This window comes from Mesorhizobium silamurunense, from assembly GCF_014843825.1.
Taxonomy (GTDB): domain Bacteria; phylum Pseudomonadota; class Alphaproteobacteria; order Rhizobiales; family Rhizobiaceae; genus Mesorhizobium; species Mesorhizobium silamurunense.
In genome coordinates this window covers 15,538-34,317 of record NZ_JHQR01000062.1, presented here as the reverse complement: position 1 = coordinate 34,317, position 18,780 = coordinate 15,538, and the positions used below count along the sequence as shown (strand labels likewise).

The window sequence follows — 18,780 nt, the reverse complement described above, 5'->3', positions numbered from 1 at the left end:
GGGCATGACGCTTCTCGTCTTCCTCGCGGTGCTGTCGGCGGCCGCCATGCATGCCATCTGGAACGCGCTGGTCAAGGTGCATCTCGACCGCTTCCTGTCGATCACGCTGATGACGCTCGGCATGGGGTTTGCGGCGCTGTTCGCGCTTCCCTTCGTCGAAGCGCCGAAGGCCGAAGTGTGGCCCTACATCATCGCCTCGGTGATCTTCCATATGGGCTACCGGACTTTTTTGATCGGCGCCTACAAGGCTGGCGATTTCGCCCAGACCTATCCGCTGGCGCGCGGCACGGCGCCGCTGCTCGCCGCAATCGGCGGCATCGTCCTGGTTGGAGAGGTGCCGGCACCGCTCGCCATTTTCGGCATCATGCTTCTGTCAGCCGGCACGCTGGTGATGTCATTTCGCGGCGGCGTGCATCTCGAACGGTTCAATCTTCGCGCGGTCGGCTTCGCGCTAGGCACATCGATCTTCATCGCCAGCTACACGCTGTCCGACGGCAGCGGCGCGCGATTGGCCGCCACCGCAACCAGCTACGCTGCCTGGCTATTCGTTTGCGATGCGGCATGGGCGCTGGTGCTGTGCGTCGCTTTTCGCGGGCCGCAGTCGCTGCCCGTGCTGGCGCGCGACTGGAAGGCGGGGCTTTTCACCGGGGTGCTCAGCGGCGCCGCCTACTGGATCGTGATGTGGGCGATGACCAAGGCGCCGATCGCCTCGGTTGCGTCGCTTCGCGAGACCTCGATCCTGTTCGCCATGCTGATCTCGGTGCTGGCACTGGGCGAGAAGATGACCGCCTGGCGCGCCGCGGCCGCGCTGGGCATCGTCGCGGGCGTCGTGGCGCTCAGGCTGGGTTAGAGCAATTCTAGGAACAATGTGGAGCGGTTTTCCTGCAATTGCGTAGAAACAAAAATCAGCCAAACACGGTCATCACCTGGCCGCGCTTCTCCGGACTGAAGCGGATGACGACGATGATGCAGACGGCGACAACGCCGGCAAACAACGCCAGCGCGTAGCCGTAGCTGCCTCCGGGAGCTTCGGCGATACCCGCCTGGTAGGGACCGCCATAGGAAGCGGCGAGATTGCCGGCCTGGTAGATGAAGCCCGGCAAGGTCGCCCGCACGGTACCCGGCGATAGCTCGTTGAGATGCACCGGGATCACGCCCCAGGCGCCCTGCACCGCTACCTGCATGACGAACGCGCCGAGCGCCAGCATGAAGGGCGTGGTCGAATAAGCCCACAGCGGAATGGTCGGCAAGGCGATCACGCAGGCAATCGTGATGGCGTTGACGCGGCCGATCTTTTCCGACAGCGCGCCGAAGGCCAGACCGCCGATAATGGCGCCGATATTGGCGACGATGGTGATCCAGCTCACCGTGTGCGGATCGAAACCGTGTTGCTTCTTCAGGAAGGTCGGGTAGAGGTCCTGCGTGCCGTGGCTGAAGAAGTTGAAGAACATCATCAGCACGACGGCATAGACCGCGATGCCCCAGTGCTGCCGCAGCGTTTCGAGAAGGCCTGGCCGCGCCTGCGCTCGGCCTTCGACGAATGCCGGCGATTCCGGGACATGCGAGCGGATGAAGAGCACGATCAGCGCCGGCACGAAGCTCAGCAGGAACATGGCGCGCCAGCCGATGGTGAAGTCGCCGATCGTCTGCCCGTAGAGCAGCCCGTAGACCACCGCCGCGAGCGGATAGCCGGCGGGATAGCCGCATTGCAGGATGCCCGAGACCATGCCGCGCGCGCTTGGCGGAATGGATTCCATGGCAAGCGAGCTGCCGAGGCCCCATTCGCCGCCCATGGCGATGCCGAACAGCGCGCGCAGGGCCAGGAATATGCCGAGATTGGGCGAGAAAGCGGCCAGCGCCCCGATCACCGAATAGCTGACGATGTTCAGCATCAGGATGGGCTTGCGGCCGTATTTGTCGGCTAGCATGCCGAAGAAGAACGCGCCGATGAAGCGCGTGGCGAGCGTCAGGAACAGTGCTTTGGAGACTGCCGGGACGTCGGTCTGGAATTCACTGGCAATATCGGTAAGCAGGAATGTCAGAAGGAAGAAATCAAAAGCATCGAGCGTCCAGCCCAGGAATGATGCGACTACGGTTTTCTTCTGCTCGGTGGTGAGGTTCAAGGCGTTTCTCTCCTTTGCATCCCCCGGGGGCGATATGTTCCACGGCGCGCAAAAGAGAACGGCTGGTTTGCCGGTTTTCGGTGAACCGGCGGTCACATTTCCGTAAATTCGAGGTCGAACACCATCAGCCCGTCGGTGCCGCCTTCGAGCGCGGCAACCAGGCGAGCGCCGGCGCGCTGATGGGCTTCATGCGTTAGATAGGCGTCGCGGGCGCCGGCATCGCGGAAGTCGATGGTGAAGCCATGCGTGAGGCCGCGCGCGAAGGGCTCGGGGCTGACATTGGCGCTGAAATGAACCTTGCCCATGCCGTCGATGACGGAGCGCAGCGCCTCGAGGTCGGCGTGGATCGCCGCGCGCTCGGAGGTGGAGACATCGTCGCGGAAGCGGACGAAGACGCAGTGCCTGATCATCGATGTTCCCTCAAGCCGCCTGGTTGCCTTTGAAAACGGCCGGCGGCAATGGCTCGCGGCCGAGGATCAGGTCGGCGCCTTTTTCGCCGACCATGATTGTCGGCGCATTGGTATTGGAGGAGGGAACACGCGGCATCACCGACGCATCGCAGACGCGCAGGCCTTCTATGCCGCGCAGCCTGAGGTCCGGCGTCACCACGCTCATTGCGTCATGGCCCATGCGGCAGGTGCCGACCGGGTGGTGGTCGGTCTTCGAGGTGCGGCAGGCATAGTCGAAGAGGTCGGCGTCGCTTTGCAGGGCAGGGCCGGGCAGCACCTCGCGCAGCACATAAGGCTGAAGCGCCTTCTGCCGCATGATCTCGCGCGCCAGCCTGAGCCCCTTGATCGACATGTCGCGATCATACGGATCGGACCAGTAGTTCGGATCGATCAGCGGATGATCGGCCGGGTCGGCGCTCTTCAGCCGCACCGTGCCGCGCGAGCGCGGGCGCAGGAAGGCGGAGTTGAGCGTCACGCCGGGGTTCTTCAGCTTCTCGACGCCGGCCTCGATGCCGGAGCCGAGGCCAAGATGGAACTGGATATCGGGTGAGGCGGCGGTCGGGTCGGCGTACCAGAAGCCGCCGGTCTCGAACAGGCTGGAGGCGACCGGGCCCTTCTTCAAAAGCAGATATTGCAGACCGGCCCACATGGTGCGGTGCAGCTTGCCGTAGTTGTCATAGGTGTGGTCGCCGGTGCATTCGGAAATGACGAACAGGTCGAGATGGTCCTGCATGTTCGAGCCGACGCCGGGCAGGTCGTGGACGGGCGTCACGCCGACCGACTTCAGGTGGTCGGCCGGGCCGATGCCGGACTGCATCAGAAGCTTCGGCGAGCCGATGGCGCCGGAGGAGACTACCACCTCGCGGTTCGAGCGCAGGATCGTCTTCTCGCCACCCGGCCGGTCGACGATCTCGACGCCTACGGCGCGGCCCGTCTCGACGACGACGCGGGTGACCAGCACGTCGGTCCTGACCGTCAAATTCTTGCGGTCGCGGATCGGTTTCAGATAGGCGACCGACGCAGAGGAGCGCCGCGCGTCCTTCTGGGTAAGCTGATAGTAGCCGACGCCCTCCTGGCTGGCGCCGTTGAAATCCGGATTGAACGGGATGCCCATCTCCTGGCCGGCACGGAAATAGGCCTCGCAGATCGGCAGCGGCGAGATCGGGTTGGAGACGCCGAGCGGCCCCTGGTCGCCGTGATAGTCGTTGGCGAAGCGCTGGTTGTTCTCGGCGCGCTTGAAATAGGGCAGCACGTCGCGATAACCCCAGCCGGCGAGGCCCTCTTCCTTCTCCCAGGCATCGTAGTCGCGGGCGTTGCCGCGCGTGTAGATCTGCGCGTTGATCGACGAGCCGCCGCCGACCACCTTGGCTTGCGTGTACCAGAAGACGCGGTTCTTCATGTTCTTCTGCGGCACCGTCGACCAGCCCCAGGAGGCGATGCCCTTGGTCATCTTGGCGAAGCCCGCCGGCATGTGGATCAGCGGATGCCAGTCCTTGCCGCCGGCTTCCAGGAGAAGGACCGAATGAGAAGGATCTTCGCTCAGCCGGTTGGCAAGAACGCAGCCGGCCGGACCGGCGCCAACGATGATGTAGTCAGCCATTGTTCCACTCACTTACAAGCGAGGCACGGAAAGCGCGCCGTCGACATCGATGACCGACCCGGTCGAGAAGCCGAACTTGCCGGAAGCCAACGCTGCCACCACCGCGCCGATATCGGCGGCTTCGCCCCAGCGTTTGGCCGGCACCAGGCCGCCATCGATAAGCGCGTCATATTTGGCGGAAACGCCCGCTGTCATGTCGGTGCGGATGATGCCCGGCCGCACCTCGAACACGCCGATGTTTTCCGCCGCGAGCCGCAGCGCCAGGTTCTTCACCCACATGGAAAGGCCGGCCTTCGAAATGCAGTAGTCGGCACGCTCAGGCGAGGCCATGGCGGCGCTGACCGAAGTGATGGTGATGATCGATCTGGCCGATGCGACGGGCGCCGAAAGCATGGCCTTGGCGACAGCCTGGGTCAGGAACATCGTGCCGCGCAGATTGATCGCAAGTGCGCGATCGAAGTTCTCCGGCTTCAGCTCAAGAAGATCGCCGCGCACGACGGCGCCGACGCCGGCGTTGTTGACGAGGCAATCGATGCGCCCGAAGGCGCGCATGGCGGCACCGACAAGCGTTGCGTGATCGGAAAGTTTGGCAATATCGCAGCGATGGTAGGCGAACGCTGCACCACGCGTCGTGATGTTCTCTATAAGCCGTTTGGTGGGGTCGTTCGCGAGGTCGGCGACAAGAATGTCGAAGCCGGCATCGGCCAGCGCCTCGGCGCAGGCGAGGCCGATGCCGCGCGCGCCGCCGGTGACGATGGCTGCCGGGCGGCTCATGCGGCGAGGTCCATCTTGCGGATGTGATCAGCGACCCGCAGCGCTTGCGCCGCGATCGACAGCGCCGGATTGACCGCGGCGGAGGTCGGCAGGAAGCCGGCGTCGACGACGAACAGGTTCCGGTGGTCGAAGGCACGACAGAAGGGATTGAGCGGCGCTGTTGCCGGATCGTTGCCCATCTTCACCGTGCCGCACTGGTGCGAGGGCGTGCGCTTGTCGAAGGGGCGCGACAGCACGATCGGATAGCCGCAGGCACGAAAATTCTCGCGCATCACCTTGGTCAGGCCTTCTAGCGACTGCATGTTGGAGCGCTGCCACTGCATGACGATCTCCTTGCCGTCGACCATGATGCGGCTTTCGGGATCGGGCAGGTCCTCGCACATCAGATACCAGTCGACGGCGTGGCCGGCCATGAAATCGAGCGCGAATTTCGGCGCCAGCTTGACATTGGCCCGCAGCATGTTGCCGTCGATCTTGCCGAGCAACTGCACATTGCCCAGCGGTTTGCCGCCCTTGCCGTCCGACAGATAGTAGTCGTTGAGCATCAGCGTCTTCTGGTAGACGGCATCGTTGCGGCGGCGCGGGTCGATTGCCAGCATCGCGCTCGAATTGTGGTTCATGAAATTGCGGCCGACCTGGTCGGAGCTGTTGGCCAGGCCCTTGCCCCCTTTCGTACCGGTATTGGGCGACGGCGAGCGCAGCAGGATGACGGCGGAGTTGACCGCGCCGGCCGAGAGGATGACCAGTTTCGGCGACAACGTCTTTTGCGAGCCATTCTGGGTGTAGTGGACGGCGGCTATCGAGTTGCCGTCCGGCGATGCCTCGAGCCAGTCGACATGGGCGCCAGTTTCGAGCTTGATGTTCTTGTCCAAAAGCGCCGCCGTCAGCGGTCCAGTCTGGGCGTCGATCTTACCCTGGCCGGTGTTCGGGAAAGCATCCCAACCCGTCTTGCCCTCTTTCAGCCAGGCTTCGATGTCGACGCCGAGCGGCAGCGAGGCCGGATGCAGGCCAAGACCTTTGAGTTCGGCGCGGGCGCGCGCGATCGAGGGCTCGTCGGGCACCGGCTTGAAGGCGTAGGGGATCGAGTGGAACGGCTCGGTCGGATCCTCGCCGAGCGTTCCGCGCACGCGAAAAAGCTGCTCGGCCTTCGAATACCAGGGTTCGAACTCGTCGTAGGAAAACGGCCAGGCGGGTGACACACCGCCGAAATGCTCGAGCTCGGAAAAGTCCTCCTTGCGGTAGCGGATCAGCACCGCGCCGAAGAATTTGGAATTGCCGCCGACATAGTAGTAGTTGCCCGGGTTGAAGGCCGCGCCGCCGGCCTCGCGCCACATCTCCTTCGGCCGGTAGTGCTCGTCGACGAAGATCGATCGCGTCGAGCGCGCATGCGGCGTCGCGGGTAGCGGTTCACCGCGCTCCAGGATCAAGATCGAGGCGCCGCTGCCGGCCAAGCCAGAGGCGATCGTGGCGCCGCCAATGCCGGAGCCGATGATGACGATATCCGGATTTGTCATAATCGTTAGAGGATACGCTTCTCGGTCGCCGGGTCGAAGAACACCGCCTTGCTCAGGTTGAAGGCCAGCGGCGTGCTAGTGCCGGGCTGAATCCTGGCGTCCGCCCGCAGCCGCGCCACCACACCCTTGCCGCCCAGGTTGGTGACCGCGAAAGTATCCGATCCAGCCGGCTCGACCACTTCGATGTGGCAGTCGGCGGTGGCGATCTCGGACCCGTTGCGCTCCGCACCTTCCGGATCGGTCAGCGCTTCGGGACGCACGCCGAAGATAACCGCCTTGTCCTTGAAGGCAGCAAGGCCTGCCGGCGCGCCGGGCAGCGACAGCGTGATCGGCTGGCGCGCCTCGCGATCGAGCACGACGGAAAGCCCGCTGCCATTGGCGCCGATCTTGGCCGGGATGAGGTTCATCGCGGGCGAGCCCATGAAGTCGGCGACGAAGACGTTGGTAGGGTTGTTGTAGATCTCGGCCGGCGTGCCGAACTGCTGCACCTCGCCGTCGCGCATCACGGCGATCTTGGTCGCCAGCGTCATCGCCTCGATCTGGTCGTGCGTGACATAGACGATCGTGGTGCCGGTGGTCGCATGCAGGCGCTTGATCTCGATGCGCATGTCGACGCGCAGCTTGGCGTCGAGATTGGAGAGCGGTTCGTCGAACAGGAAGAGCTTCGGGTCGCGGACCAGCGCCCGGCCCATGGCGACGCGTTGGCGCTGACCGCCGGAAAGCTGGCTTGGCTTGCGTTGCAGGAGGTGGCCGATCTGCAGGATCTTGGCCACTTTGTCGATCGCCTTCTGCCGCTCCGCCACCGGCACGCCGCGCATCTCCATGCCGAAGGCGATGTTTCCGGCGACCGTCATGTTCGGATAGAGCGCGTAGCTCTGGAACACCATGGCGATGTCGCGCTTCGACGGGTGCAGATCGTTGATCGCGCGGCCATCGACGCGGATCTCGCCTTCGGTGATCTGCTCCAGGCCGGCGATGGTGTTGAGCAGCGTGGACTTGCCGCAGCCGGACGGGCCAACCAGAACGAGGAAGCCGCCCTTTTCGAGCTCGACATCGATGCCCTTCAGGATCTCGACATTCCCGAAACGCTTCTTCAGCCCATCAATTTCCAGAAAAGCCATGGTCGTTCCTTCAAGAAAGAGGTCAGCCCTTGACCGCGCCTGCCATCAGCCCGCGCACGAAGTAGCGGCCGGCGACGACATAGACGAGCAAGGTGGGGAGCGCGGCGATCATCGCCGCGGCCATGTTGACGTTGTATTCGACGACGCCGGTCGAGGTGTTGACGACATTGTTCAGCGCCACCGTCATCGGCATCACGTCGCCGGTGCCGGCATAGGCCGAGGCGAACAGGAAGTCGTTCCAGATATTGGTGAACTGGTAGATGACGGTGACGACGAAGATCGGCATCGAGTTCGGCAGCATGATGCGGCGGAATATCTGGAAGAAAGAGGCGCCATCGACCTGCGCCGCCTTCACCAGCTCGGTCGGGAAGGCCTCGTAGTAGTTGCGGAAGAACAGCGTGGTGAAGCCCAGGCCGTAGACGACATGGACGAAGACCAGGTTCACCGTCGAATTGCCGAGGCCGAAGTTGAACCCGGTCGCGTTCCGCAAGGTGACGCCGAAGCGGCCGATGCTGCCGAGGATCGTCGCCATCGGCAAAAGCACCGACTGGAACGGAATGAAGCAGGCGAACAGCATCATCGCGAAGACCAGCGTGTGGCCGCGGAAGCGCCATTTGGTAAGCACGTAGCCGTTGAGGGCGCCGAGCAGCGTCGAGATCAGCACCGCCGGAACCACCATCTTGATGGAGTTCCAGAAGTAGCCCTTGATGCCGGCGCAGGTGAGGCCGACGCAGGTTTCGCCCCAAGCCTTGAACCAGGGCGCGATGGTCGGCGACTGCGGCAGCGCCAGCATGTTGCCGTTCTGGATCTCGTCCATGGTCTTGAACGAGGTGACCAGCATGACGAAGAGCGGCATCAGGTAGAACAGCGCGAACAGCGCGAGCAGACCATAGATGACGATGCGGTTGATCGTCCTGGCGCTGACGCCGCTCGAGGCCTGGCGGGCCGGTGAGGTGATCGCGCTCATCGCGGCTTCTCCCTGAGCTCGGAATAGAGGTAAGGCACGATGATGGCGGTCAGCGTCATCAGCATGATCACCGCGCTGGCGGAGCCGACCGCCATCTCGTTGCGCTTGAAGGTGAACTCATACATGAAGTTCGACGGCAGCCAGGCCGAGCCGCCCGGGCCGCCGCTGGTCAGCGCCACGACAAGGTCGTAGGACTTGATGGCGAGGTGGGCGAGCACGATGAAGGCCGACAGGAACACCGGCCGCAGCAGCGGAATGACAATGCGGCGGTAGAGCTGGAAGGTTGTGGCGCCGTCGATCTGCGCCGCCTTCATGATCTCGCCGTCGATGCCGCGAAGCCCGGCCAGGAACATCGCCATGATGAATCCCGAAGCCTGCCAGACGCCGGCGATCACCACAGTGTAGATGACGAAATCCTTGTTCTTGATCCAGTCGAAATGGAAGCTCGTCCAGCCCCATTGATGCAGCGTCTGCTCGAGGCCGAGGCCGGGATCGAGGAACCATTTCCAGGCGACGCCAGTGACGATGAAGGAAAGCGCCATCGGATAGAGGTAGACCGGCCGCAACACGCCTTCGCCGCGGATTTTCTGGTCGAGCAGGATGGCGAGGAACAGGCCGAGCGCCAGGCAGATCAGGATATAGAGGAAACCGAAAATGCCCATGTTGGTGATCGAGGTGTACCAGCTCGACGGCGGGTCGCTCTCGAAGGTCCAGCGCCATAGCCGCTGGTAGGCGCGGGCGCCGGTGATGTCATAGGACGGGAAGGTCTTGGAGTTGGTGAATGACAGATAGATCGTCCACAGGATGAAGCCATAGACGAAGACGATCGTCGCCGCGAAGCTCGGCGCCAGAACGATCTTCGGCAGCAGATCCTGCAATCGCGTGCGGACGGACGCGCTGGGGCGGGCGTCGTGTTCCGGTGTCAGCTTCGCAGTGGTTTCGGCAACTGTGCTCATTGGCTCATCCAGTACCGGTTAGCGGTGACCGGCCGGCGCGCGGACACGCCAGGCAAATCCCGGATATCGTCTCGACAGGAGACCTCCCCCGCCGAAGCGGGGGAGACTCGAGTTTACGGCAAAACGCCTTACTTGGCGTCGTCGATCGCCTTGACCAGCTCGGTCACGGCCTCGTCCGAGGTCTTGATCTGACCGTGGACGAACTTCGAGATGACGTCCTTGTAAGCGTTGGCAACAGCCGGAGGCGCGCCATAGCCCTGGGCCAGCGAGCCGAACAGCGTGCCTCCTTCATTGGCCTTCTTCAGGTCGGCGATGCCCTTCTTGCCGCAAGCGTCGAAGTCGGTGTCAGGCACGTCGGTGCGGGCCGGGACCGAACCCTTCACAACGTTGAAGGCCGACTGGAAGCTCTTCGACAAAGTGGCGGTGGCCAGAGCGACCTGGGCGGCCTTGCGGTCGTCCGGAACGTTGAACATGCCGAACATGTCGGAGTTGTAGATCACGCTGCCGTCGGTGCCGGGGAAGCGATAGCACAGGAAGTCCGTGCCCGGCTCCTTCTTGGCGGCGTGGAACTCGCCCTTGGCCCAGTCGCCCATGACCTGAACCAGCGCGTCGCCCTTGATGACCATGGCGGTGGCGAGGTTCCAGTCGCGGCCCGAGAAGTTCGGGTCGACATAGGTGACGAGCTTGGCAAGGTTGTCGAACGACTTCTTCATCGTGTCGGACTTGAGCGATTCCTCATCGAGGTCGTTCATCGCCTTCTTGTAGAACTCCGGCCCGCCGGTCGACAGCACGACGGAGTCGAACATGGTGGCTTCCTGCCAGTTCTGGCCGCCGAGCGCCAGCGGGATGACGCCCGCGGCCTTGGCCTTGTCGAGAAGGGCAATGAAGTCGTCGAAGGTCTTCGGCTCGGTGCCGCCGATCTTGTCCATCACCGCCTTGTTGATCCACAGCCAGTTGACGGAGTGGACGTTGACGGGAGCCGCGACCCACTTGCCGTCATAGACGGAGAACTTCTGCAGGGCGGCCGGAACCGACTTGTCCCAGCCTTCCTTCTTCGCGGTCTCGGTCAAGTCGCCCATGACGCCGGCGGCGGCATAGTCGAGCACGGTGTAGCCGAGCATCTGCGAGGCGGTCGGATAGTTGCCGGCCGCGACCATCGCCTTCAGCGCGGTCATGGCGGCGTCGCCGCCGCCGCCGGCCACCGGCACGTCCTTCCAGGCGTAGCCTTCCTTGGCCAGATCCTGCTTCAGCACGTTCAGAGCGGCCGCTTCGCCGCCCGACGTCCACCAATGCAGCATCTGCACTTCCTTGACGTCCGCGGCATGCGCCGAGAACGCAAAGCTCGTCGCAAGAGCCGTTCCGATAAGCAGTTTGCGCAACATGTACTACCTCCCTTGTTGCATGCACATCACCGGCGGATGTCCGCCGGGGTTCCCAACTCAGCCGACCCACCATCCGGTGCGCTGGCCGCGATGAAACTGGATAGTCTTTTCCTCGGTATAGTCCTCGACGGCGCGTTTGCCGAGTTCGCGTCCAAGACCGGACTGCTTGTAGCCGCCGAAGGGCAGTTCGGGATAACCTTCCATGAACGTGTTCACCCAAACCGTCCCCGAACGCACACCGCGCGCCACCGACATGCACGTGTCGATGCTGGCGCTCCACACACCCGCAGACAGACCATAGGGCGTGTTGTTGGCGATGTGCAATGCCTTTTCAATCGTTTCAAAAGTGAGCACGGACAGCACCGGCCCGAACACTTCCTCGCGGGCGATGGCCATGTCCTCGGTGACGCCCCGCACGATGGTCGGGTCGAGATACTGGCCGGCGTTGGAGGCGAGTTGCCCACCGCCGCTGTAGACGTCGCCGCCGTCGGTCCTGGCCGCCGTCACATAGCCGGCTACCTTTTCCATGTGGTCGGCCGAGATCATGGCGCCGACCTTGGTGCGGTCGTCAAGTGGGTCGCCAACGCGAACCTTCTCGGCCAGCGCCTTGACCGCGCCGAGGAAGTCGTCGGCGATCGCCGCATGCACGATCAGCCGGCTGCCGGCATTGCAGCATTCACCGGCGTTGAAGAAGCCGCCGAACACGGCGGCGTCCGCCGCCGCTTCGAGGTCGGCGTCGGGGAAGACGATCTGGCCGTTCTTGCCGCCGAGCTCCATCGAAACCTTCTTCAAGGAATTCGAGGCGGCGGCCATGGTCATCTTGCCGACGCGGGTCGAGCCGGTGAAGGAGACCATCTCGACCAGCGGATGGCTGACCATCGGCGCGCCGACATCGGCGCCGAAGCCGGCGAGGATGTTGACGACGCCGGCCGGCAGGCCCGCTTCCAGCAGGATGTCGCCGAGCACGAAGGTTGAGGCCGACGTCATCTCGCTCGGCTTCACCACCGCAGTGCAGCCGGCGGCGAGCGCGAAGGGCAGTTTCTGGCTGATGATCAGGAACGGGAAATTCCACGGCGTGATGATCGAGACGACGCCGATCGGCTCGCGCAGCACCACGCCCAGCATGGAGTCGCCAAGATTGGCATAGCTTTCGCCATGCAGCGTGCGGGCAAGCGAGGCGGCATAGCGCCAGATGTCGACGGCGCCGCCGATCTCGCCGCGCGCCTGGGCGATCGGCTTGCCGGATTCCAGCGCGTCGAGCCTGGCAATCTGTTCCAGTCGGGTCTCGATCAGGTCGGCCGCCTTGAGCAGCACAGCGGCGCGTTCCGACGCGTTCATGCGCGGCCAGGGACCTTTCTCGAAGGCCCTGTGCGCGGCCTGGACCGCGGCTTCCACTTCCGCGACGCCGGCCTGGGCGTAACGCGAAACGGTAAAGCCGTGGCCAGCGCTGCTGCGCTCGATGGTGCGGCCGTCACGGGCGTCGACATGCTTGCCGTCTATGAGAAGCTTGTAAGTCTTCGGCGCCTGGGACGCCTCGGCCGGCATGGCAATGTTGAGGGGTGCGTTCATCGTGCTTTCTCTAGGATCTCGAAAAGGCCGGCTTCTGCTTGGCCTTGAAGGCGCCGACGCCGGCCTTGAGGTCGCCGGTCAACGCAATGAAGCCGCTCGCCAGCACCTCGGTCGCGGCGGCATTCTCCTCGCCTTCGGCAACGGCGATCATCAGCTTGGCGGCCTCGGTTGCGAGCGGCCCGCGCTCGGCGATCTTTTCGCCCCAGGCCCTGGCTTCGTCGAACGCCTTGCCGCTGTCGACGACGCGGTCGACGACGCCGAGCGCAAGCGCTTCGGCTGCCTGCAGGATCTCACCGCCGAGGGCCATGCGCCGCACCGCTTGCGCGCCGAAGCGGCGCACGGCGCGTTGCGTGCCGGACCAGCCGGGCACGACGCCGATCGAGGTTTCGGGGAAGCCAAGCTTCACCCGGCTTTCGGCGACGCGGAAGTCGCAGGCCGCGGCCAGCTCAAGCCCTCCGCCCAGCGCGTGACCGGACAGCACGGCGATCGTAGGCTGCCGCAAGCGAGCCAACCGGTCGAAGACGCGGTGACCGTAGCGGACCCATTGCACCTGGAAATCGGCGGCGCTCATCGCGCCCCAGGCCTCGACGTCGCCGCCGGCGCAAAAACCCTTGCCTTCGCCGCGGATGAGCACGACTCGGACGCCTTCGGCCAGTTCGGCCTCGTCGAGCGCGGTTTCGAGCGCGCGCAGCATCGGAATGTCGAGCGCGTTGAATTTTTCCGGCCGCCGCAGCGTGACGACGCCGATGGCGCCGTCCTTTTCGAAGGTGACGAGGCGCTCAGCCATGTGCACCTCCGAGCGAGGCACCGCCGTTGAGCGACAAGCCGATCGGCCGGTCCTGGTAAAGCGACGCAGGCGTCACCTTGAGGTCGTTGGCGATGGCGAGCGGAATGTCGGCCTGCGCCAGCACATCGCGCTCGAGGTCGATGCCGGGTGCCAGCTCCGTCACCATCAACCCGTCCGGCGTCAGCCTCATCACGCAGCGTTCGGTGACATAGGTGATGTCCTGGCCTTGCGCGACCGCGCGCTTGCCGGAGAAGGAGATGTGCTCGACCTCCTCGACCACCTTCTTGACCTTGCCTTCCTGGTCGATGCGGATGCCGCCATCGGCCAGCGAGAGCTTGGCGCCGGCATTGAAGAAGCCGGAGAAGACGATCTTCTTCGCCCGCGACGTGATGTCGACGAAGCCGCCGGCGCCGGCGGTGACATGCGGCCGTGCCGAAAGCTTCGAAACGTTGACGGAGCCGTGACGGTCGATCTGCAGGAAGGAAAGCAGCGAGGCATCGAAGCCGCCGGCCTGGAAGTAGATGAACTGGTGCGGCGAGGGCATGATCGCCTCGGCATTGGAGGCGCAGCCGAACTTGAAGTCGAGCAGCGGCACGCCGCCGACGGCGCCCTGCTCGATCACCCAGGTGACCTTGCCGTGCTGGCCTTCCTCCAGAAGGATGCGCGGCACGTTGGCGGAAATGCCGAAGCCGATGTTGACGGCCATGCCGTCGCGCAATTCCATCGCGACGCGGCGGGCGATCACCTTCTGAACGTTCATCTCGGGCGTGCGGAAGGTCGAGAGCGGGCGGAAGATTTCGCCTGAGATCGCCGGGTCGTAAGGCGTCTGCGTCGTCTGCAATTGGTCGGGCGCCACCACGATATGGTCGACCAGCACGCCGGGGACGCGCACGTCATGCGGCTTCAGCGTGCCGTTCTCAACGACGCGCTTCACCTGCGCAATGACGATGCCACCATTGTTGCGGGCTGCGAGCGCTTGTTCCAGACCGCCGAGATACGCGCCTTCATGCTCGTAGGTGAGGTTGCCGCGCTCGTCGGCGGAGGTGGCACGGATGATCGAGACGTTTGGAACGATGGCGCGGAAATAGAGCCATTCCTCGCCGTCGAACTGCTGCACCGAGACGATCGGCTCGCCGGCTGCCTCATTCATGGCGCAGCCTTGGTGGCGCGGGTCGGCGAAAGTGTCGAGGCCGACCTTGGTCAGCACGCCCGGCCGCTTGGCGGCGGCCTCGCGATGCATGTCGAACAGGATGCCGGAAGGGACGTTATAGGCGGCGACGGAATTGTCGCCGATCATCTTCCAGATCTGCGGCGGCTCTGCGGAGGAGGGGCCGGAAGGATAGGAGCCGCAAAGCGTGCGCTTCAGCAAGCCGGGCTTGGCGAGATGGTCGATGCCCTTGATGCCGTACATGTCGCCGGCGGCGATCGGGTGCAGCGTGGTGATCGCCTTCGGATGACCTTCCGTGTCGAAGCGCTCGCCGATCGCGGCAAGCACGGCATCGGGGCAGCCGAGGCCGCTCGACGACGACACCGAGACGACCATGCCGTCCTTGATCAGGCTGGCGGCATGGGCCGCCGAGACGAGCTTGCTCACGCGAGGCTCCCGAGTTGCGGATCGATGGTCACAGCCTTGCCGGTTTTCGAGGATTGCAGCGCGGCTTCGGCCGACGCCAGCGACCAGATGCCGTCCTCGCCGGTGGCGGAAGGCTGGCCTTCGCCGCTGATCGCGGCGTGGAACTGGCGCAGCGAGCGCGTGTAGAGGTCCTCGCGGTCGAAGCTCAGCTCTTCTTCACCCGAGGCGGTGCGCAGCAGCACGGAGCCGACCGGCTTCTGCGTCATCACATTGGTGGCGATCAGCGAGCCTTCCGATCCATGCACCTCGAAGCCGGTGCCGGCGAATTTCGTCGTGAAGCCCTCATGCGATTGCGCAATGACGCCGGACTTGAAGCGCCAGATGCACATGGCGCCGTCCTCCAGCCCGCCGCCGGCCATGCCGGCCGACTGCGTGAAAGCCGATATCTCGACCGGATCGTCGCCGAGCACGAAGCGTAGTGTGTCGGCATCGTGGACGGTAATGTCGAGCACGACGCCGCCACCGGCTTCGGGCCTGGTGATGCGCCAGCCCTGCAGGCTCTCAGGCAGGTAGACGGAATGGAAGACACGCGCGGCGATCGGCTTGCCGATGCGCCCCGCCGCAATCGCCTCGCGCATCGCACGGTGCGCGCCGGCATTGCGCAGATGATGGTTGGTGCCGAACACGATGCCGGCTTTCCTGGCAGCCGCGACCATCTTGCGCGCATCGGCGCTGGTCAGCGCCAGCGGCTTTTCGCACAGCACATGCTTGCCGGCCTCGATCGCGGCAAGCCCCTGTTCGAGGTGCAACTCGTTGGTGGTGGAGATGTAGACGGCGTCGATATCGGCCGCGAGCAACGCATCGAGCGCCGAGACGGCTGTAGGAATGCCGTTTTCCCTGGCATAGGCTTCTGCGCGCTCGGGACTGGAGCTCATCACGGCGGCGACCTCGCCATCGGCCTGCGCGCGAATGGCGTTGATCATGAACTGTCTGGCGATCGTGCTTGCGCCGATCAGGCCCCATCTCACGCTCATGCCGCATCTCCCATTCCAACGCCGCGCGCATTGCGATCCGGGCCGCAACTCTCCCTGATGGCCAGGCTGACCGCGCCGATATGATCCTCGGCGCGCGTCGTGCGCGACTGGATCATCTTCAGCATGACGTGGGCGGCGCGCTCGCCGAGGCCGGCGGTATCGACTGCAACGCTGGTCAGCGCCGGCATGTAGTGTTCCGCTTCGGCCACGTCGTCGAAGCCGACCACGGCAAAATCCGTTCCTGCCTCCAGGCCGCGCTTGCGCAGCGCCAACATGACGCCGAAAGCGACGGCATCGTTGAAGCAAAGGGCGGCCGTCGGCGGCTCAGGTGCCGCAAGGGCGGTCTCAAGGCAAGCCATGCCGCCTCTGCGGCTGGTCTCGCCCTCGACGATGGTCCTGTCAGCGGCAGGAATGCCAAGGGCCTCGCAGGCTTCGAGGAAGCCGCCCAGCCGGTCGTGATAAACCACCAGGTCCGAGGAGCCACCGAAGAAGGCTAATCGGCGATGGCCTTTGCCGATCAGATGCTGGGTGGCGAGATAGGCGCCGCGATGGTTGTCGGGCGCGATTGCCGGGATGCGGCTCTCGGGCAGACGGCGCATGGCAAAGACGATCGGTACGCCGGCCGCCTCGATGCGGCGGAAGGCGCCGGGCGTGGTGCCGCGCGCCGGCGAGACGATCAAGCCGGCGACGCCCTGCTCCATCAGCGACTTCAGCACTTCTTCCTGACGCACAGGGTTTTCCGCCGTGTTGGCGATGAAGGGCACGATACCGGCGGCCTGGAAGACACGCTCCATGCCGACCGCCAGCTCGGCGAAGAAGGGATTGGTGAGGTCGTTGATCACCATGCCGATGACGTTGGAATGCGCCTTGCGCAGATTGGCGGCGCCACGGTTGTAGACATAGCCGACATCCTCGATCGCCTTGCGCACCTTGACCGCTGTCTCAGGCCGGATCAGCCCGCTGCCTTGCAGCACGAGCGATACCGTCGATTTGGACACGCCAGCCTCGCGGGCGATATCCAGGATCGTCGCCTTGGCCCGGCTGGCCATGTCCGTGCTTTCCTCCGCGTTCGGCGTCAAATCTATTGGAACGTTCTAAACATTGCGCCAAACCGGAGTCAATTGGGATTCTTGTGAAATTCAAAAAATTGATGAATGACCCGGCAAATGCTAGGTCGATGGAGCATGATGCAGCATTGAATCGCTTCAGTCACAAGAGTTGTAAAGGTTCTTGATTTATTGGAACGTTCCATTTATAGGCTGCCGCAAAGGGAGATTTCGATGGACATCATCCTGCCTGCGGAGAATGGCGACCGTGTCGCCTACCGGCTGGTTGGCCAACCGGCGGAGCCGATCATCGGCGCGGATTTCCCGCGCGTCGCCTATGCCGCCGCCCATGTCGTCGCCAACCCCTTCGCCATGACCGATCCCTGGTCGCGGCCGGCGGTCGACTGGGACAAGACCATGGCCTTTCGCCATCATTTGTGGCGGCTCGGCTTCTGCATCGCCGAGGCGATGGACACTTCCCAGCGCGGCATGGGTTTCGACTGGGCAAGCGCGAAGGAACTGATCCGCCGCTCGATCGCCGAGGCACGTACGATCAAGGGCGCCGATCTCGCTTCGGGCGCCGGCACCGACCAACTGGCGCCGGCGGCGGCAAGGACCCTGGACGACGTGATCCGTGCCTATGAGGAGCAGTTCGCCTTCATCGAAGGCGAGGGCGGCAAGGCGATCATGATGGCGAGCCGCGCGCTGGCGGCGGTGGCCAAGGGACCGGACGACTACGCGCGCGTCTACGACCGCATTCTCTCACAGGCCTCCGGCAAGGTGATCTTGCACTGGCTGGGCGACATGTTCGACCCGGCGCTCAAGGGCTATTGGGGCAGTCGGGATTTCGAGCCTGCGCTGGAGACGGTCGTTGCCATCATCGAGCGGCATGCCGACAAGGTCGAAGGCATAAAGATATCGCTGCTCGATGCCGGCAAGGAGGTGTTGCTGCGCGACCGCCTCCCTGAAGGCGTGGTGATGTTCACGGGTGACGATTTCAACTACCCGGAATTGATCGCCGGCGACGGCAAGAGGCACTCGCATGCGCTGCTCGGCATCTTCGACGCCATCGCGCCGGTGGCCAACGCCGCGCTGGTGAAGCTCGGCGAGGGCAACCGGGCCGGCTATGACGCGCTGATGGCGCCGACCGTGCCGCTGTCGCGCAAGATCTTCGAGGCGCCGACCGAATATTACAAGGCGGGTATCGTCTTCATGGCCTGGCTGAACGGGCACCAGGATCATTTCGCCATGGTCGGCGGCATGCAGTCGGCGCGCGGCATATGCCACTACGCCGACATCTTTCGCCTCGCCGACCAGGCGGGATTGCTGGCCAACCCTGACCTCGCCGTCGCCAGGATGAAAGCCCTCTGCGCCGTCTCAGGCGTCTGAGCCAGATTGACTTCTATGGGTTAAGTCTTTCCCCGCATCGGGATTTGCCTTCCGCCGGCAAATCTGCAATCGCTTGCCAATTCATGTGGATGAATGCGGCAATGACGGACAAAGTAGCTCTGACTACCGGCGTAACCGGGCAGGACGGGGCCTATCTGGCACAATTGCTGCTTGAGAAGGGCTACATCGGCGCGTCTGAATGAGCGAGCGTCGGCCCGACGCGGGTGGTGAAGACGGAGCCTGAAAACGCGATCTTCCGAAGAATCAGGCGGCGCGTGGCGATGGGCCAGAAGCCGAAAACGGGCCTGGCGATGGCCATGTGGCGGCTCAGGCGGCTGAGAATCCGGGCCGGTTGAGAATATCCTGACCTTGATCGCCGACTGAGCGCGGCAGCTCGGTCTCGCGCCTGTCCTGCGTTGCCGCCGGACACCGGGACCGTCCGTGTCTGTCGCGGTACGGTCCTTCCGACACGGCCGCTGCAGTGTGGCTGATGCGC

At 64.3% G+C, this 18,780-nt stretch carries 17 protein-coding genes and 1 pseudogene; 3 read left to right on the top strand and 15 right to left on the bottom strand.

The window, feature by feature from the left end:
• Positions 1-4: 4 nt before the first annotated feature.
• Positions 5-850, top strand: a complete 846-nt coding sequence (locus tag DH10_RS07245) for an EamA family transporter (RefSeq protein WP_192255458.1) — start codon at positions 5-7, stop codon at positions 848-850.
• Positions 851-905: 55 nt separating this feature from the next.
• Here the strand turns inward: DH10_RS07245 and DH10_RS07240 are convergent, their stop codons facing one another.
• The 14 genes from DH10_RS07240 to DH10_RS07175 all read right to left on the bottom strand — a co-directional run bounded on the left by DH10_RS07240 (position 906) and on the right by DH10_RS07175 (position 16,898).
• On the bottom strand, positions 906-2,123 hold the full coding sequence (locus DH10_RS07240) for an MFS transporter (RefSeq protein ID WP_192255456.1): 1,218 nt from the start codon (positions 2,121-2,123) through the stop codon (positions 906-908).
• A gap of 92 nt (positions 2,124-2,215) precedes the next feature.
• A complete protein-coding gene (locus tag DH10_RS07235; protein WP_192255454.1) occupies positions 2,216-2,533 on the bottom strand; it encodes a Dabb family protein in 318 nt (105 codons plus the stop codon).
• Between the two features lie 10 nt (positions 2,534-2,543).
• Entirely contained in the window at positions 2,544-4,172 is a 1,629-nt protein-coding gene (locus DH10_RS07230) for a GMC family oxidoreductase (protein ID WP_192255452.1), read from the bottom strand.
• A gap of 12 nt (positions 4,173-4,184) precedes the next feature.
• Positions 4,185-4,946 (bottom strand): 3-ketoacyl-ACP reductase, encoded by a 762-nt coding sequence (locus DH10_RS07225; protein WP_192255450.1) that lies wholly within the window; start codon positions 4,944-4,946, stop codon positions 4,185-4,187.
• Positions 4,943-6,460 (bottom strand): GMC oxidoreductase, encoded by a 1,518-nt coding sequence (locus DH10_RS07220; protein WP_192255448.1) that lies wholly within the window; start codon positions 6,458-6,460, stop codon positions 4,943-4,945. The genes DH10_RS07225 and DH10_RS07220 overlap by 4 nt, the downstream gene beginning before the upstream one ends.
• 5 nt (positions 6,461-6,465) lie before the next feature.
• Positions 6,466-7,581, bottom strand: a complete 1,116-nt coding sequence (locus DH10_RS07215) for an ABC transporter ATP-binding protein (protein WP_192255446.1) — start codon at positions 7,579-7,581, stop codon at positions 6,466-6,468.
• Between the two features lie 22 nt (positions 7,582-7,603).
• On the bottom strand, positions 7,604-8,548 hold the full coding sequence (locus DH10_RS07210) for a carbohydrate ABC transporter permease (protein WP_192255444.1): 945 nt from the start codon (positions 8,546-8,548) through the stop codon (positions 7,604-7,606).
• Positions 8,545-9,504 carry a carbohydrate ABC transporter permease gene (locus tag DH10_RS07205; RefSeq protein ID WP_192255442.1) on the bottom strand — a complete coding sequence of 320 codons (960 nt, stop codon included), beginning with the start codon at positions 9,502-9,504 and terminating at the stop codon, positions 8,545-8,547. Before DH10_RS07205 ends, DH10_RS07210 begins: the two co-directional genes overlap by 4 nt.
• Positions 9,505-9,632: 128 nt before the next feature.
• Positions 9,633-10,886, bottom strand: a complete 1,254-nt coding sequence (locus tag DH10_RS07200) for an ABC transporter substrate-binding protein (RefSeq protein WP_192255440.1) — start codon at positions 10,884-10,886, stop codon at positions 9,633-9,635.
• A gap of 57 nt (positions 10,887-10,943) precedes the next feature.
• The gene (locus DH10_RS07195; protein WP_192255438.1) at positions 10,944-12,455 is read right to left on the bottom strand and encodes an aldehyde dehydrogenase family protein; all 1,512 of its coding nucleotides are present in this window, start codon (positions 12,453-12,455) and stop codon (positions 10,944-10,946) included.
• Between the two features lie 10 nt (positions 12,456-12,465).
• Positions 12,466-13,242 carry an enoyl-CoA hydratase/isomerase family protein gene (locus tag DH10_RS07190; protein WP_192255436.1) on the bottom strand — a complete coding sequence of 259 codons (777 nt, stop codon included), beginning with the start codon at positions 13,240-13,242 and terminating at the stop codon, positions 12,466-12,468.
• Positions 13,235-14,836, bottom strand: a complete 1,602-nt coding sequence (locus tag DH10_RS07185) for a malonate decarboxylase subunit alpha (RefSeq protein ID WP_192384566.1) — start codon at positions 14,834-14,836, stop codon at positions 13,235-13,237. Before DH10_RS07185 ends, DH10_RS07190 begins: the two co-directional genes overlap by 8 nt.
• Entirely contained in the window at positions 14,833-15,849 is a 1,017-nt protein-coding gene (locus tag DH10_RS07180) for a Gfo/Idh/MocA family protein (protein ID WP_192384565.1), read from the bottom strand. The genes DH10_RS07185 and DH10_RS07180 overlap by 4 nt, the downstream gene beginning before the upstream one ends.
• Entirely contained in the window at positions 15,846-16,898 is a 1,053-nt protein-coding gene (locus tag DH10_RS07175) for a LacI family DNA-binding transcriptional regulator (RefSeq protein ID WP_192255431.1), read from the bottom strand. The genes DH10_RS07180 and DH10_RS07175 overlap by 4 nt, the downstream gene beginning before the upstream one ends.
• Positions 16,899-17,129: 231 nt before the next feature.
• On the opposite strand from DH10_RS07175, the gene DH10_RS07170 reads away from it, so the two are divergent.
• Positions 17,130-18,284: a dihydrodipicolinate synthase family protein gene (locus DH10_RS07170; RefSeq protein WP_192384564.1), complete on the top strand. Its 1,155-nt coding sequence runs from the start codon at positions 17,130-17,132 to the stop codon at positions 18,282-18,284.
• Positions 18,285-18,385: 101 nt separating this feature from the next.
• A pseudogene (locus DH10_RS37815) lies at positions 18,386-18,472 on the top strand (GDP-mannose 4,6-dehydratase); the annotation flags it as partial.
• On the opposite strand, the gene DH10_RS07165 reads toward DH10_RS37815, so the two are convergent.
• Positions 18,466-18,603: a hypothetical protein gene (locus DH10_RS07165; RefSeq protein WP_192384563.1), complete on the bottom strand. Its 138-nt coding sequence runs from the start codon at positions 18,601-18,603 to the stop codon at positions 18,466-18,468. The pseudogene DH10_RS37815 and the gene DH10_RS07165 sit on opposite strands and share 7 nt — an antisense overlap.
• Positions 18,604-18,780: the final 177 nt, after the last annotated feature.